At 73.4% G+C, this 15,008-nt stretch carries 17 protein-coding genes; 2 read left to right on the top strand and 15 right to left on the bottom strand.

Features of this window, described 5'->3' with window-relative positions:
* The first annotated feature begins 106 nt into the window (after positions 1–106).
* Positions 107–700 (top strand): class I SAM-dependent methyltransferase, encoded by a 594-nt coding sequence (locus BUE29_RS12100; RefSeq protein ID WP_073390566.1) that lies wholly within the window; start codon positions 107–109, stop codon positions 698–700.
* Between the two features lie 50 nt (positions 701–750).
* On the opposite strand, the gene trpC is transcribed toward BUE29_RS12100, so the two are convergent.
* The 9 genes from trpC to BUE29_RS12055 form a co-directional block, all read right to left on the bottom strand.
* The gene (trpC, locus tag BUE29_RS12095; protein ID WP_143168151.1) at positions 751–1,563 is read right to left on the bottom strand and encodes an indole-3-glycerol phosphate synthase TrpC; all 813 of its coding nucleotides are present in this window, start codon (positions 1,561–1,563) and stop codon (positions 751–753) included.
* A gap of 69 nt (positions 1,564–1,632) precedes the next feature.
* Positions 1,633–2,328: a Trp biosynthesis-associated membrane protein gene (locus tag BUE29_RS12090; RefSeq protein WP_073390560.1), complete on the bottom strand. Its 696-nt coding sequence runs from the start codon at positions 2,326–2,328 to the stop codon at positions 1,633–1,635.
* Entirely contained in the window at positions 2,325–3,854 is a 1,530-nt protein-coding gene (locus tag BUE29_RS12085) for an anthranilate synthase component I (protein ID WP_234971426.1), read from the bottom strand. Before BUE29_RS12085 ends, BUE29_RS12090 begins: the two co-directional genes overlap by 4 nt.
* Complete coding sequence (gene hisI / locus BUE29_RS12080) at positions 3,851–4,216, bottom strand: phosphoribosyl-AMP cyclohydrolase (RefSeq protein WP_073390558.1); 366 nt, start codon at positions 4,214–4,216, stop codon at positions 3,851–3,853. The genes BUE29_RS12085 and hisI overlap by 4 nt, the downstream gene beginning before the upstream one ends.
* Positions 4,217–4,243: 27 nt before the next feature.
* Complete coding sequence (locus BUE29_RS12075; RefSeq protein WP_073390554.1) at positions 4,244–5,821, bottom strand: sensor histidine kinase; 1,578 nt, start codon at positions 5,819–5,821, stop codon at positions 4,244–4,246.
* Between the two features lie 4 nt (positions 5,822–5,825).
* Positions 5,826–6,545 (bottom strand): response regulator transcription factor, encoded by a 720-nt coding sequence (locus tag BUE29_RS12070; protein ID WP_073390551.1) that lies wholly within the window; start codon positions 6,543–6,545, stop codon positions 5,826–5,828.
* Positions 6,546–6,669: 124 nt separating this feature from the next.
* On the bottom strand, positions 6,670–7,155 hold the full coding sequence (locus BUE29_RS12065; RefSeq protein ID WP_073390548.1) for a hypothetical protein: 486 nt from the start codon (positions 7,153–7,155) through the stop codon (positions 6,670–6,672).
* A gap of 95 nt (positions 7,156–7,250) precedes the next feature.
* Complete coding sequence (gene hisF / locus BUE29_RS12060) at positions 7,251–8,036, bottom strand: imidazole glycerol phosphate synthase subunit HisF (RefSeq protein WP_073390545.1); 786 nt, start codon at positions 8,034–8,036, stop codon at positions 7,251–7,253.
* Between the two features lie 41 nt (positions 8,037–8,077).
* Positions 8,078–8,821, bottom strand: coding sequence for a hypothetical protein (locus tag BUE29_RS12055; RefSeq protein ID WP_073390543.1), 744 nt, complete (start codon positions 8,819–8,821; stop codon positions 8,078–8,080).
* 161 nt (positions 8,822–8,982) lie between these two features.
* Between BUE29_RS12055 and BUE29_RS12050 the strand changes: the two genes are divergently transcribed.
* Entirely contained in the window at positions 8,983–10,254 is a 1,272-nt protein-coding gene (locus BUE29_RS12050) for an MFS transporter (protein ID WP_073390540.1), read from the top strand.
* A gap of 59 nt (positions 10,255–10,313) precedes the next feature.
* On the opposite strand, the gene priA is transcribed toward BUE29_RS12050, so the two are convergent.
* Genes priA through hisD form a run of 6 tightly spaced genes read right to left on the bottom strand, consistent with a single transcriptional unit; the run spans position 10,314 to position 14,987 of the window.
* Entirely contained in the window at positions 10,314–11,045 is a 732-nt protein-coding gene (gene priA, locus BUE29_RS12045; RefSeq protein ID WP_073390537.1) for a bifunctional 1-(5-phosphoribosyl)-5-((5-phosphoribosylamino)methylideneamino)imidazole-4-carboxamide isomerase/phosphoribosylanthranilate isomerase PriA, read from the bottom strand.
* Positions 11,042–11,377, bottom strand: a complete 336-nt coding sequence (locus tag BUE29_RS12040; protein ID WP_073390534.1) for a hypothetical protein — start codon at positions 11,375–11,377, stop codon at positions 11,042–11,044. Before BUE29_RS12040 ends, priA begins: the two co-directional genes overlap by 4 nt.
* 19 nt (positions 11,378–11,396) lie before the next feature.
* Entirely contained in the window at positions 11,397–12,005 is a 609-nt protein-coding gene (gene hisH, locus BUE29_RS12035) for an imidazole glycerol phosphate synthase subunit HisH (protein WP_073391123.1), read from the bottom strand.
* The gene (hisB, locus tag BUE29_RS12030; protein ID WP_073390532.1) at positions 12,005–12,607 is read right to left on the bottom strand and encodes an imidazoleglycerol-phosphate dehydratase HisB; all 603 of its coding nucleotides are present in this window, start codon (positions 12,605–12,607) and stop codon (positions 12,005–12,007) included. The genes hisH and hisB overlap by 1 nt, the downstream gene beginning before the upstream one ends.
* Positions 12,604–13,692 carry a histidinol-phosphate transaminase gene (locus BUE29_RS12025; protein WP_073390529.1) on the bottom strand — a complete coding sequence of 363 codons (1,089 nt, stop codon included), beginning with the start codon at positions 13,690–13,692 and terminating at the stop codon, positions 12,604–12,606. The genes hisB and BUE29_RS12025 overlap by 4 nt, the downstream gene beginning before the upstream one ends.
* Positions 13,689–14,987: a histidinol dehydrogenase gene (hisD, locus tag BUE29_RS12020; protein WP_073390526.1), complete on the bottom strand. Its 1,299-nt coding sequence runs from the start codon at positions 14,985–14,987 to the stop codon at positions 13,689–13,691. The genes BUE29_RS12025 and hisD overlap by 4 nt, the downstream gene beginning before the upstream one ends.
* Positions 14,988–15,008: the final 21 nt, after the last annotated feature.

The following is a 15,008-nucleotide window of genomic DNA, read 5'->3' as shown; positions in this document are numbered from 1 at the left end:
ATCGCCCGTCGACCACTGCGAACGCCATGGCAGAGACCATACCGGGCAGCGCTGCGTAGAGTCGGCGGCGGCGGCGCGACCAGGCCGCAGGAGGGCTGCGTCGTTCATGGGTGAGACCGTTCGGCCGCGCTGGTTCACCGAGTTCGGCGAAGGGCACGCCGACTGGTACATCGACCGGTTCCGCCGGCTCGCGGCGGAGGGTGCCGATCTCGCCGGCGAGGCGCGATTCGTCGACGCGCTCGTCGCGCCCCGCTCCCGGATCCTCGACGCGGGCTGCGGGCCGGGGCGGACCGCCGCCGTCCTGCACGAGCGGGGGCACGACGTCCTCGGCGTGGACGTCGATCCGCAGCTCGTCGCCGCGGCTCGCGCGGACCATCCGGGCCCCCGCTGGCTGGTCGCCGATTTGGCCACCCTCGACCTCGACGACGAGCCGTTCGACGCGGCGGTGCTGGCGGGCAACGTCATGGTGTTCGTCGCGCCGGGCAGCGAGGAGCGAGTGCTCACCCGTGTGAGCACCCACGTCCGTCCCGGCGGGGTCGTGGTGACCGGATTTGCGCTAGATCGCGCTTATTCGCTCGGCGACTTCGACCGTGACTGCGACGCGGCGGGCCTGCGTCGTGAACATCGCTTCGCCGGATGGGACCTCGCCCCCTGGCGCGACGACGCCACCTGGGCGGTCACCGTGCTGCGCCGGCCGTAGCGTCACCGGCGCCGGTCACCGTCGACCCCGCCGGATCGGCCCCGGGGACGTCAGCGCGCGGCGCGCGGCGTAGCGGGGTGGGCGCCCGCGGTGACGAGGTCGGCGACGGCCTGGCGCGGATCGGCGCCGACGACGAGGGTCTCGCCGACGAGGACGGCGTCGGCACCGCACGACGCGTACTCGATCAGGTCGAGCGGGCCGCGCACGCCCGACTCGGCGATCTTGACGACGCAGCTGGGCAGGCCGGGCGCGATCCGCTCGAACGTCGAGCGGTCGACGTCGAGGGTCTTCAGGTTGCGGGCGTTGACACCGATCACCCGGGCGCCGGCGTCCAGCGCACGCGAGGCCTCGCCCTCGGTGTGGACCTCGACGAGCGCGGTCATGCCGAGCGACTCGATGCGTTCGAGCAGGCCGATCAGCACGTTCTGCTCGAGGGCCGCGACGATGAGCAGGACGAGGTCGGCGCCGTGGGCGCGCGCCTCGTGCACCTGGTAGGAGCCGACCACGAAGTCCTTGCGCAGCAGCGGGACGTCGACCCGGGCCCGCACGGCGTCGAGATCGGCGAGCGAGCCGCCGAAGCGACGGTGCTCGGTGAGCACGCTGATGACCCGCGCGCCGCCGGCCTCGTACTGGGCGGCGAGCGCGGCGGGATCGGCGATGGAGGCGAGCGCGCCGCGGGACGGGCTGCTGCGCTTCACCTCGGCGATCACGCCGACTCCGGGGGCGAGCAGGGCCGCGAGGCCGTCACGCGCCGGGGGTGCGTCGGCCGCCCGGGCCTTGACCTCGGCGAGCGGACGTACGGACTCGCGCGCCGCGACGTCCTCGCGGACCCCCGCGACGATGTCGTCGAGAACGCTCGTCACCGGGTACCCCCCTGCGTCGTGTCCGCTCGGTGCGTCAGTCGCTGCGTAGAGGGTAATCGCTCGCCGTGGTCAGCCGGATCGCGGGTCGGCGGTCGGCCCGGAGGTGGGATCCTCGCCGCGGTCGAGCGCCGACCACAGGGCCGCGGCCCGCACCCCCGCCGCCGCGTCCCGGGCCTCGCCGTCGGTCGGTGCGTCGCCTCGTCCGTCCGCCGGCGCCGCATCCGGCGCGGCGGCCGCCGACGGCGAGGCGGGGGGAACCGCGTCGTAGCGCGCCGACATCGCCTGCCACCGTCCGCCCCGCACCGCCACCAGCGAACCGGCGATCAGCACCAGCACGCCGCAGCCGACCGACAGCACCGCCCACCAGCCGTGCACCTCGACGCGCGGGGCGACCCCGGGCGACAACGAGGCGGTCGGCCGGTGCGACTCCAGGAACGCCCGCGCCCGTCCGTCGCCGACCGCGCTCGACGCGGTGATGCCGCGCCACACCAGGCCGGCGCCGGCCAGGGCGACGAAGCCACCCACCAGCCGACGCCACCACCCGCGGGTCGCCAGCACCGCGACGACGCCGGCGAGGGCCACCAGGGCGAGCGCCGTGCTCGCCGAGTCCACGTCGCGACCGGTCATGCCGACGGTGACGTCGCCGAACGGGCGCGGCCGGGCGGCGGTCACCCGTTGCCACGTGGCGAGGGAGAGCAGCAGCGCCCCGCCGGCGCCCACGACGTCCACCAGCAGCGCGAGCGCGAGACCGGCGAACCGCTTCACGACACCGTCCGCAGCGTCTCGGCGGTGGCGATCGCCTGCAGGACGGCCCGCGCCTTGTTCCGGGTCTCCTGCTCCTCGTTCGCCGGGACGCTGTCGGCGACGACGCCCGCCGCCGCCTGGACGTAGGCCTTGCCGCCGCGCATCACGGCGGTGCGGATGGCGATCGCCATGTCGAGGTCGCCGGCGGCGTCGAGATAGCCGACGGCGCCGCCGTAGACGTGGCGCCGCACCGGTTCGAGCTCGTCGATCAGCTCCATCGCCCGCACCTTGGGCGCGCCGGTGAGCGTGCCGGCCGGGAACGTCGCGGTGAGGACGTCGAAGGCGTCCTTGCCCGTGGCGACCTGCGCCTCGACCGTCGACACGATGTGCCAGACGTGGCTGTACCGCTCGACCGTGCCGAACTCGACGACCTCGACCGAGCCGGGAGCCGCCACCCGGCCGAGGTCGTTGCGGGCGAGGTCGACCAGCATCACGTGCTCGGCGCGTTCCTTGGGGTCGCTCACGAGCTCCTGCGCGAGCGCGGCGTCGCGCTCGGCGGTCTCGCCGCGCCGCCGCGTCCCCGCGATCGGGTGCAGCACCGCACGGTCCCCGCTGACCGACACCAACGCCTCGGGACTGCAGCCGACGATGTCGACGGGATCGTGCTCCTCGCCGGCGCGCAGGAAGTACATGTACGGCGACGGGTTGAGCGTGCGCAGCACGCGATAGACGTCGAGCGGGTCGGCGGCGGTGTCGGCCACGAAGCGCTGCCCGACCTGGATCTGGAACACGTCACCGGCGCGGACCGCCTCCAGCGCCGCCTCGACCGCCGGCTGGTACTCGCCGGCCGGCGTGCGCGACTGCGCCTCCTTGGGCGCGACGGCGGTGGTCGTGGCGACCGTCGGCGGGGCGGGGGTGGCGAGCGCGGCCTGCATCCGGTCGAGCCGGCGCACCGCGTCGGCGTAGGCCTCGTCGATCTCGACCGCACCCATCTCGGGCCCGAGCACGGCGTTGGCGATCAGCACGACCGTGCACTCGTGGTGGTCGACCGCCGCGAGGTCCGTGGTCAGGAACATCGTCAGCTCGGGCAGGCCGAGGTCGTCGACCGCCTTGTCGGGCAGGCGTTCGATGCGCCGCACGACGTCGTAGCCGAGGAAGCCGACGAAGCCGCCGGTGAGCGGCGGCAACCCGGGCAGCCGTGGCGCCTTCACGGCCCGCCAGGCCGCGCCGAGCGCCGCGAGCGGATCGTCGTCGGTCGGGGTGCCGCCGGGCACCTCGCCCGTCCACACCGCGGAGCCGTCGGCGACGCTGAGTCGCGCACGGGCGTCCACGCCCACGAACGACCAGCGTGAGAAGGACGCACCGGGCTCGGCCGACTCCAGCAGGAACGTGCCCGGCCGACCGGCCGCGAGCTTGCGGTAGACCCCGACCGGCGTCTCGCCGTCGGCGAAGAGGGTCCGGGTGATGGGGACGAGCCGGTGCGTGCGGGCGAGCCGGTCGAGGTCGCCGCGGCCGATCACCGGCGTGCCGCCGGGCAGGGCGGTCACGCGCCGCTCACCGCCAGCACGCCCGCGTCGAAGCAGGTGCGCTCGCCGGTGTGGCAGGCGGCGCCGGTCTGGTCGACCTTCACGAGCAGGGCGTCGCCGTCGCAGTCGAGCGCCACCGACCTGACGTGCTGCACGTGCCCGGAGGTGTCGCCCTTGACCCAGTACTCCTGGCGCGAGCGCGACCAGTAGGTCCCCCGCCCGGTGGTGAGCGTGCGGTGCAGCGCCTCGTCGTCCATCCAGCCGAGCATGAGCACCTCGCCGGTGTCGTACTGCTGGACGACGGCGGCGACGAGGCCCTGCGCGTCGCGCTTGAGGCGCGCCGCGACGGCCGGGTCGAGGGCGGACGGGTCACCGGGCGGCATGGCGCCAATTGTGCCCGAGGCCGCGACTCAGTCCGGCTGCGCCGCCGGCAGCCGCACCGTGACGGTGCTGCCGTGCTCGACGGTGCTGTCGAAGCGGACGCTCCCGCCGTGCGCGCGGACGATGGTGGCGACGATCGACATGCCGAGGCCGCTGCCACCCCGGGCGCGGGTGCGGGCCTTGTCGGCGCGCCAGAACCGCTCGAAGACGTGGGCGGCGTCCTCGGCCGACAACCCGGGGCCACCGTCGACCACCCGGATCGTCACGCCGTCGGCGTCGGCCGTCCCGTCCACGCGGATGGGGCGCTCGGGTGCGGTGTGGACGGCGGCGTTGTTGACCAGGTTGCGGATCACCCGCAGCAGCTGGTCGGGGTCGCCGACGACGTGGGCCTCGGGCGCGACCTCGCCGAGCACGATCTCGCGCTGCGGGAACGCCGCCCGCGACCCGCTCACGGCGTCGTCGATGAGCCCGGCGACGTCGATGAGCTCCTGCCGCAGCGGCCGGTCCTCCCCGTTGCCGTCGCCGCGGGCGAGGATGAGCAGGTCCTCGACCAACCGCGACATGCGCGTGCCCTCGAACTCGATGCGGTCGAGGTTGTCCTCGTTGTTCTCGCCGACCGCGCGCTGCATCCGGGCGAGCTCGGCGTAGCCGCGGATCGAGGTCAGCGGCGTGCGCAGCTCGTGGGAGGCGTCGGCGAGGAACTGTCGCATGCGCTGCTCGCTCTCGAGGCGAGCCCCGAACTGCGTCTCGACCGCCGCGAGCATCGTGTTGAACGACGTCGCGAGCTGGCCGACCTCGGTGTCGGGCTCGTCGTCGGGCACGCGGCGGTCGAGGCCGGCGCCCTCGGGCGACAGCTCGGTCGCGACCTCTTGCGCGGTGGTGGTGACCCGTCGCAACCGGCGCAGGCTGAACTGCACGCCGGCGGTCGTGGCGAACAGCGCGATCAGGACGGCCGCGCCGCCGATGACCACCTCCAGGAGGACGAGGCGCCGGAGCGTGTCACTGACCTCCTCGGTGGACAGCCCGGTCGCGACGATGTAGTCGCCGCCCGGCGCCGGCTGTGCCGCGACCCGGAGCTCCTGGCCGTCGACCTGCACCGTCAACCGGCGTCCCGGGTCTTCGATCAGCGCGCGGATCTCGTCGGCGGTCAGGTCGAGACCGTGCAGCTCGCTGCTGTACTTGCCGCTGAAGATCAGCGTGGTGCCGGTCTGCGGGACGATCGCGGCGACCCACTCCTCCTGGGTCTGCGGTCCGAACTCGCAGCTGAGCGTGCGCTGGTTCACGCGGGTGAGGTGATCGAGGCAGCGCTCGATGAAGCCGGAGTTCTGGGTCGACGTCGTGCCCAGCTGCCCCTCGAGCTTGTCGCCGAGGAACGACCGCATGAGGAACCACGTCGTCGACGACACGACGAGCACCAGGACCACCACGAGCGAGACGACGAACAGCGTGAGCTTCGACGTCAGGCTGCGCGGGCCGCGGCGCCGACGTGGCAGGGGCGTCGGCGCGTCCGCGGGGTCGGGTGACCCGGCGGGCGGCGCCGGCGGTTGCGCCGGGGGGACGGTCGGCGGCGGCCCGTCGTAGTGCCCGGTGGTGTGCGCGGTGCTCACCGGGTCACTGGCGCGGGGCCTTGATGACGTAACCGGCACCGCGGATGGTGTGGATGAGCTTGGGCTCGATGTTGTCGATCTTCTTGCGCAGGTAGCCGATGTAGAGCTCGACGATGTTGGACTGCCCCTGGAAGTCGTACTTCCAGACCCGGTCGAGGATCTGCGTCTTGCTGAGCACGACGCGCTCGTTGCGCATGAGGTAGCGCAGCAGCTCGAACTCGGTGGCGGTGAGGTGCACCTCGACCCCGGCGCGGGTGACCTCGTGGCTGTTCTCGTCCAGCTCGAGGTCGGCAACGGTGAGTACGCCCTCGCGACCGGCGTCCGGAGCCGAGCGGCGCAGGACGGCGTGCACGCGGGCGAGGAGCTCCTCGATGCTGAACGGCTTGACGACGTAGTCGTCGGCGCCGGAGCGGAGCCCCACGATGCGGTCGCTGGCGGTGTCACGCGCGGTGAGGAAGATGACGGGCACCTGCGAGCCCGCGGCCCGCAGGTTCTGCAGCACGCCGAGGCCGTCGAGGCCCGGCATCATGACGTCGAGGACGATGAGGTCCGGGTCGGTCTCGGCCACCTTGGCGAGGGCCGCGGTGCCGCTGTCGGCGGTGATGGTCTCGAAGCCGTCGAAGCGCAGGGCGGACGAGACGAGATGGGTGACGTTGTCCTCGTCGTCCACGACGAGGACCCGGCGCTTGGTGGTGGGATTCGACACGACGGTTGCTGCGCTCATTTCGTTGGCTCTCCAGGCTCGGGCCGGGCGATCACCGACCAGGTGCGGTCTTGGTCTGTGCTGTGTCCATCCTGAGCACCACACCTGAGCCGAACATGGGCGAGTCCTGTGTACCGGATATGCGCTAGACCTCGGCGGGGGTCGCCTCCTCGCCGGATCTCACGTCCTCGCGGAAGGCGCGACCGACCAGCGCGGGCACCGGCCGGCGCACGTGGCGCCACGAACCCGGCGCGAAGCCGAGCACGAGCGCGACCAGGCTGGTCGCGCAGACGAGTGCGGACACCGCGACACCCCCCGCGGTGTCGTCGACGAGGAACCACGCCGTCGTGACGAGCACGACCAGCTGCCCCACGACGAACGGCCAGCGGTAGCGGCCGTTGAGGAAGAGCCACAGCGTCGTCGCCAGCACGACGAAGACGACCGCGGCCACGATGCCGGCGATCAGCTCGCCGGTCTGCGTCGAGGTGATGTCCGGCGGGTGGGCCGGGCTGATCGTCCCGTGCAGGATGAACAGCACGGCGTAGACGGCCAGGAAGGGCAGCGGGGCGGTGCCGATCGAGACCGCGCCGACCACTGCCGGCGGCGTCTCCCGGACGTCGTCGTCGTGCATTGCCCGTCGTGCCTCCTGCCCGCGCCTGACCCGGTGCGCCGAACGTGTCGGCGCGACTCTACGCGGCGCGGCGGTCGGCCGCGGTGCGGAAACGCTCAGCGGACGACGACGCCGGCCGCGCGCAGGTCGTCCTTGACGTCGCCGACGGTGAGCTCGCCGAAGTGGAACACGCTGGCGGCGAGGACGGCGTCGGCCCCCGCGGCGACCGCCGGTGCGAAGTGCTCTCGGGCGCCGGCTCCCCCACTGGCGATCACCGGCACCGACACCGCGGCCCGCGCACGGGCGACGAGGTCGAGGTCGAAGCCGTCCTTGGTCCCGTCGGCGTCCATGGAGTTGAGCAGGATCTCGCCGGCGCCGAGGTCGGCGGCGCGGCCGATCCAGCCGATCGCGTCGATGCCCGTCCCGCGCCGGCCGCCGTGGGTGGTGACCTCGAAGCCGCTCGGTGTCGGCACCCCGCCGGCCGGGACGCGCCGCACGTCGGCCGAGAGCACGAGCACCTGGTTGCCGAACTGCCGCGCGATCTCGCCGATCAGCTCCGGGCGGGCGATGGCGGCGGTGTTGACGCCGACCTTGTCGGCGCCCGCGCGCAGCAGCGCGTCGACGTCGTGCGGGGTGCGGACGCCGCCGCCGACGGTGAGCGGGATGAACACCTGCTCGGCGGTCCGGCGGACGACCTCGTAGGTCGTCTCCCGCCCGCCGGAGGACGCGGTGATGTCGAGGAACGTCAGCTCGTCGGCGCCCTGCTGGTCGTAGCGACGGGCGAGCTCGACGGGGTCGCCGGCGTCGCGCAGCCCCGCGAAGTTGACGCCCTTGACGACCCGGCCGGCGTCGACGTCCAGGCACGGGATGACGCGGACGGCGAGCGTTCCGGCGGTGGTCACCCCGCCAGTCTGCCGGGTGACCACCGCGCGGCGGACGCGTGTCAGCGCACGAAGCGCGAGTACGTCCAGGCGGTGTGGTTCCTGGCGTTGAGCGAGTCACCCGCGTACTCGGCCCGGACGCGGTAACGGTGGCCCGCCACGCCGCGGTAGGTGATGGCGACGGCGCTCTTCTTGCCGATCTTGTAACGGCGGGTCTGCAGCGTGCGGTAGTGCCCCTTGCGCCGCTCCTGCAGGCGGAACAGCACCTTGTGCCCGCGCTTGGACGGCGCGACCGCGGTGGCCACCGTGGCCTTCTTCGACTGGTGGTACGTGCGGTACCCCTTGTGCTTCGTGCCCCCGCCGGCGGCGATGGCCATCCTGACCCGGACCGTGATCCTGGTCGTCGCGGAGCTGGCCGCGTACGTGGAGTCGCCCGCGAACTTCGCGGTGAAGGTGGACGTGTACCCGGCCGAGCCGTCGATCGCGACGTTGCCGTGGGCGTCGGTCGTGCCGCTGTAGATCGTGCGGTTCGACACGCCGCGATGCTTCTCGTAGAAGGTGACCGAACGGTCTGCCGCGTTCAGATGGGCCCGCAGGACGACCCGCGAGCCCGCGGTGTAGGTGCGATGGTCGGCGCGCAGCGTCAACGTCGTGGGCGTGGCGGCGTCGGCACCGCCGGCCAGGACGACCCCCGGCACCACGCCGAGCACCAGTCCGGCGGCGAGTGCGGCGGCCGCTCGGCGGGGCGTCCGACGGGCGGCGGCGGGTGGTGCCACGGCGGGCGCGGCGGTGGACGAGACGGTCATGGGGTTCCCTCCCGGTCGTGCGGAGGGCGTCGGTGCCCGCCCGCAGACGATGTGTGGGAGCGAAACCTACCTCCTCACGGTCTTGTGACGGTGCGGCACGTGGGGCATAACGGAGAGACGCACTTCCTGGGAACGACCGCGGAATCCGAGGGGGACCAGGTATGGACACCACGACGGAGCCGGACGACCCGCAGCACATGACCGGCGCCGACATCCGCGCCGTCGCCGCGGCGACGCTCGGCTGGGCGATGGACGCGTTCGACTACTTCATCGTCGTGCTCGTCTACGTCGACGTCGGCGACGATCTCGGCGTCTCGGCGACCCGCATGGCGTTCCTGACGACGGCGACGCTGCTGATGCGTCCGATCGGTGCGGCCCTGTTCGGGGCGTGGGCCGACCGCTCGGGCCGCAAGAAGGTCCTGATCGTCGACGTGTCCTTCTACTCGCTCGTCGGCTTCCTGTGCACCTTCGCGCCCAACTACACCTTCCTGCTCGTGCTGCGGCTGCTCTACGGGATCGGCATGGGCGGCGAGTGGGGCCTCGGCGCGTCGCTCGCGATGGAGAAGGTGCCACCGGGGCGTCGGGGTCTCGTCTCGGGCATCGTCCAGCAGGGGTACGCGATCGGCTACATGCTCGCCGCGATCGCCTACCTGCTCATCGAGAACCTGACGACCTGGGGCTGGCGCGGCCTGTTCGCGTTCTCGGTGCTGCCGGCACTGGTGTCGCTGTTCGTGCGCACGCGGGTGACCGAGTCCGAGGTCTGGCAGGAGACGCGCGCGAACGTCGTCGCCAACAAGACGCGCTTTCGCGACGTGATGGCGAACGCCCGGGTGCTGCGTCGCTTCGGCTACCTCATCCTGCTGATGACCGCGTTCAACTGGATGAGCCACGGCACGCAGGACGTCTACCCGTCCTTCCTCAAGAAGGGTCTGGGGTTCTCGGAGAACACCGCGCTGTACGTCGCGATCCTCTACAACGTGGGCGCCCTGTTCGGCGGCACCCTCATGGGGGCGACCTCGGAGCGGTACGGGCGTCGGGCCGTCGTCGTGTTCTGCGCCGTGCTCGGCCTACCGATCCTGCCGCTGTTCGCGGCGTCCCACACCCTCGGGTTGATCTGCCTGGGGTCGTTCCTGATGCAGTTCGTGGTGCAGGGGGCGTGGGGGGTGATCCCGGCCCATCTCACCGAGCTCTCCCCGGCCGAGATCCGCGGCTTCTACCCCGGCGTCACCTACCAGCTCGGCAACTGCCTCGCCGCGTTCAACCTGCCGATCCAGGAGCACCTCGCCGAGACGCACAGCTACACGTTCGCGCTGTGCGCGACGATGATCCCGGTCTTCGTCGCGGTCGCGGTGCTCGCGGCGATCGGCAAGGAGGCCCGCGGCGGCGAACTGCCGCGCGCGCAGGCGCGACAGCCGGCCGAGACCCTGGCTTGACCGGTTGTGGCGGCAGGCGCTCGGACACGGGCGGCAGCCGCCACGAGCGCGATGGGGGGTCAGCGGACGGCGGCGAGCGCCTCGGGCAGCGTGAACGCCCCGGCGTAGAGCGCCTTGCCCACGATCGCGCCCTCGACCCCGAGGTCGGTGAGGCCGGCGATGGCGCGCAGGTCGTCGAGCGAGGACACCCCCCCGCTGGCCACCACCGGCTTGTCGGTGCGGGCGCAGACCTCGCGCAGCAGGTCGAGGTTGGGGCCCTGGAGGGTGCCGTCCTTGGTGACGTCGGTGACGACGTAACGGGCGCAGCCGTCGGCGTCGAGACGGGCGAGCGTCTCCCAGATGTCGCCGCCCTCCTGCGTCCACCCGCGGGCGGCGAGCGTCGTGCCCCGGACGTCGAGGCCCACGGCGATCTTCTCGCCGTGCCGCGCGATGGCGCGGCGCACCCACTCCGGCGACTCGAGCGCGGCGGTGCCGAGATTGACGCGGGCGCACCCGGTGGCGAGCGCCGCCTCGAGCGAGATGTCGTCGCGGATGCCGCCGGAGAGCTCGACCGCCACGTCCAGTCGGCCGACGACCTCGGCCAGCAGCCGACGGTTGTCGCCGCGGCCGAAGGCGGCGTCGAGATCGACGAGGTGGATCCACTCGGCGCCGTCGCGCTGCCAGGCGAGGGCCGCCTCGAGCGGGTCGCCGTAGGACGTCTCCGACCCCGCCTCCCCCTGGACGAGGCGCACGGCGCGACCCCCGGCGACGTCGACGGCGGGCAGCAGCTGCAGGGTCGGGACAGCGGTCAACGTCGACTCCGATCGAAGAAGAGCAGCACCAGGACGGGCGCGCCCACGACGAGGATCAAAGCAGTAGCGATCGTGACCGAGACCGACCGGGTCAGCACGTACACGACGGCCAGCACGAGCAGCACCAGGACGGCGAGCGCACCGGCGCGCTCGCGGGTGTCGCGGCGGCGCGGACCGCTCGGCCAGACGCGCAGCCGGCGACGCAGCGCCGCGCGTCGCTCGCGCCGGGCACGCAGCGCGGCCTCGTGGTCGCGGCGGGCCTGCTCGGCCGCCGTCCGCTGCGCCGCCGCGGCCTCCCGCTGCGCCCGCGCCACCTTGCGCTGCTTGCTCACGCCGCCATCCTCCCGCCGCTCAGAGCGTCGCGAGCCAGTTCTCGAGCAGCGTGGCACCCGCGTCGCCGGACTTCTCCGGGTGGAACTGCGTCGCGCTCACCGAGCCCCGCTCGACCGCGGCGACGAAGGGCTCGCCGTGGGTCGCCCAGGTCAGCGCGCCGTCGGAGTCGTGCGCGGCGTAGGAGTGCACGAAGTAGAAGCGGGTGTCGGCGGCCATGCCCGCGAAGAGCACGGAGCCGTCGGCGGCGGTGACGGTGTTCCACCCCATGTGCGGGACGACCGGCGCCCGCAGCGCCTCGACGCGTCCCGGCAGCACGCGCAGCCCGACGGACTCGACCCCGTGCTCGACGCCGGCGTCGAAGAGCACCTGCATGCCCACGCAGATTCCCAGCAGCGGACGTCCGGCCGCCACGCGGGAGGAGACGATGAGCTCGCCCTCGATCGCGTGCAGCCCGGCCATGCAGGCGGCGTACGCGCCGACGCCGGGCACGACGAGGCCGTCGCAGTTGTCGGCGGCGGCGCGGTCGGCGGTCACCGTCACCTCGGCACCGACGCGTTCGAGCGCACGTTGCGCCGAGCGCAGGTTGCCCGAGCCGTAGTCGAGGACGGTGACGCGCTTGCCCGCGATTACAGGACTCCCTTGGTGGACGGGACGCCCTGCACCCGCGGGTCGAGCTCGACGGCGGACCGCAGCGCCCGGGCGACCGCCTTGTACTGCGCCTCGGTGACGTGGTGCCAGTCGCGTCCGGCGTGGACGTTGACGTGCAGCGCGATCGCCGCGTGGTAGACGAAGGACTCGAACACGTGCCGGGTGAGCGTCGTGGCGTAGTCGGGCCCGATCGTGGGCGGCGCGCCCGCCGGCTCGTTGTGCACGAGGTAGGGGCGCCCGGAGAGGTCGACCGCGGCGTGCACCAGGCACTCGTCCATCGGGATCGTCGCATCGCCGAAGCGACGCGTGCCCGCCTTGTCGCCGGCCGCCTGCGCGAACGCCTGGCCGAGCGCGATCGCGGTGTCCTCGACCGTGTGGTGGGCGTCGATGTGCAGATCGCCCTCGACCTGCACGCTGAGGTCGAACAGGCCGTGCTTGCCGAAGGACGTGAGCATGTGGTCGTAGAAGCCGACGCCGGTGGAGACGTCCGTCCGGCCGCTGCCGTCGAGGTCGATCGACAGCGCGATCTTCGTCTCCTTGGTCGCGCGCTCGACGCGCCCGGTACGGGGCGTGCTGGTCATGCCGTCACCTCTTCCAGGGCGGTGCGGAACGCCGCCATCTCCGCCGGCGTGCCGATCGAGACGCGCAGCCAGCCGTCGGGTCCAGTCTCGCGGATGAGCACGCCGCGGTCGAGCAGGCCCTGCCACACCGCGTGCCGGTCGGCGAAGGTCCCGAACAGCACGAAGTTGGCGTCGGAGTCCGCGGCCTGCAGACCCCGGCCGCGCAGCCAGGCGACGGTGCGGTCGCGTTCGGCACGGAGCTCGGCGACCGCGCCGAGCAGCTCGTCGGCGTGACGGAGCGCGGCGCCGGCGACCGCCTGCGTCGTCGAGGACAGGTGGTAGGGCAGCCGGACGATGCGCACGGCGTCGACCACCGCGGGCGACGCCGCGAGGTAGCCGACCCGGCCGCCGGCGAGCGCGAAGGCCTTGCTCATCGTGCGGGTGACCACGAGCCGTGGCGAGTCCGGCAGCAGCGAGAGCGCACTCGGCACGCCGCTCCGACGGAACTCGCCGTAGGCCTCGTCCACGATGACCACGCCGGGCGCGGCGGCCACGATCGCCGCGATGTCGTCGATCGGCAGGGCCGTTCCGGTCGGGTTGTTCGGCGAGGCCAGCAGCACGACGGACGGCCGGTGCTCGGCGATCACGCCGAGCGCGTGCTCCCGGTCGATGGTGAAGTCGTCCGCCCGGCGTCCCAGCACCCACTCGGTGTGGCTGTCGCGCGCGTACTCGGGATACATCGAGTAGGTGGGTGCGAACGAGACGGCGGTGCGTCCCGGGCCGCCGAAGGCGAGCAGCAGCTGCAGCACGACCTCGTTGGAGCCGTTGGCCGCCCACACCTGCTCGGTCGCGAGCGGGACACCGCCGTCGGCGGTCAGGTACTCGGCGAGACCGGCGCGCAGAGCGACGGCGTCGCGATCGGGGTAGCGGTTGAGGCCCCGCGCGGCCTCGGCGACGGCGGCCGCCATGTCGGCGACGACGGTCTCGCTCGGCCGGTAGGGGTTCTCGTTCGTGTTGAGCTGCACCGGCACGTCGAGCTGCGGCGCCCCGTACGGCGTCTCGCCACGCAGCTCGTCGCGCAGCGGCAGGTCGTCGAGCGAGGTCATGTCGTGCGGATCGCGACGGCTGCACCGTGGGCGGGGAGGTCCTCGGCCTCGGCGAGCGCGATGACGTGCGGGGCGACCTCGGCCAGCGCGGCCGCGGTGTACTCGACCAGGTGCACGCCCTTGAGGAACGACTGCACCGACAGCCCGGACGCGTGCCGCGCGGTGCAGCCCGTCGGCAGGACGTGGTTGGAGCCGGCGCAGTAGTCGCCGAGCGACACCGGTGCGTGCGGGCCGACGAAGATGCAGCCGGCGTTGCGAACGCGTTCGGCCCACGCCCGCGCGTCGGCGGTGACGACTTCGAGGTGCTCGGCGGCGTAGGCGTCGACGACGGCGAGCCCCTGCTCGAGGTCGCGCACGAGCACCGTCGCCGACTGCTCCCCCGCCAACGCGGTGCGCACCCGCTCGGTGTGCTTGGTGGCGGCGACCTGGCGCTCGACCTCGGCGTCGACGGCGTCGGCGAGCGCGACGGAGTCGGTGACCAGGACCGACGCGGCGAGGGTGTCGTGCTCGGCCTGGCTGATGAGGTCGGCCGCGACGTGCGCGGGGTCGGCGGTGGCGTCGGCGAGGACGGCGATCTCGGTCGGGCCGGCCTCGGAGTCGATGCCGACGACGCCCTGGACGAGCCGCTTGGCGGCGGCGACGTAGACGTTGCCCGGGCCGGTGATCACGTCGACGGGGTCGATCTGCAGCGCGTCGTCGCCGTAGGCGGCGAGCGCGACGGCCTGGGCCCCGCCGACGGCGTACACCTCGTCGACGCCGAGCAGCGCGCACGCGGCCAGGATCGTCGGGTGGGGCAGGCCGTCGAACTCGCGCTGCGCGGGGGTGAAGACAGCGATCGAATCGACGCCCGCGACCTGCGCCGGCACGACGTTCATCACCACGCTCGACGGGTAGACGGCGAGACCACCCGGCACGTAGAGCCCCACCCGCTGCACCGGCACCCACCGTTCGGTGACGGTGCCGCCGGGCACGACCTGGACGTCGACCGTCTCGCGGCGCTGCGCCTCGTGGACGATGCGGGCGCGGCGGATCGACTCCTCCAGGGCAGCGCGGACGCCGGCGTCGAGGGCGGCCGACGCCTCGGCGAGCTGCCCGGCGGCGACCCGCGGCCGGGCGACGTCGACGCCGTCGTAGCGCAGGGTGGCCTCGCGGACCGCGTCGTACCCACGGTCCTTGACCGCCGCCACCAGCGGCGCGACGGTGTCGAGCGCGGCCCGGACGTCGACCTGCGCGCGGGGCAGGGCACGGCGCAGATCGGCACCGGTGGCGGAGGTCAGGTCGACGCGTCGTAGCACGTCCGCTGAGTCTACGGACGC

The sequence above is a fragment of the Jatrophihabitans endophyticus genome (genome assembly GCF_900129455.1).
Classification (GTDB): Bacteria; Actinomycetota; Actinomycetes; order Mycobacteriales; family Jatrophihabitantaceae; genus Jatrophihabitans; species Jatrophihabitans endophyticus.
Note: the sequence above shows the minus strand (reverse complement) of the source record. Positions and strands in the feature narration are given on the sequence as shown.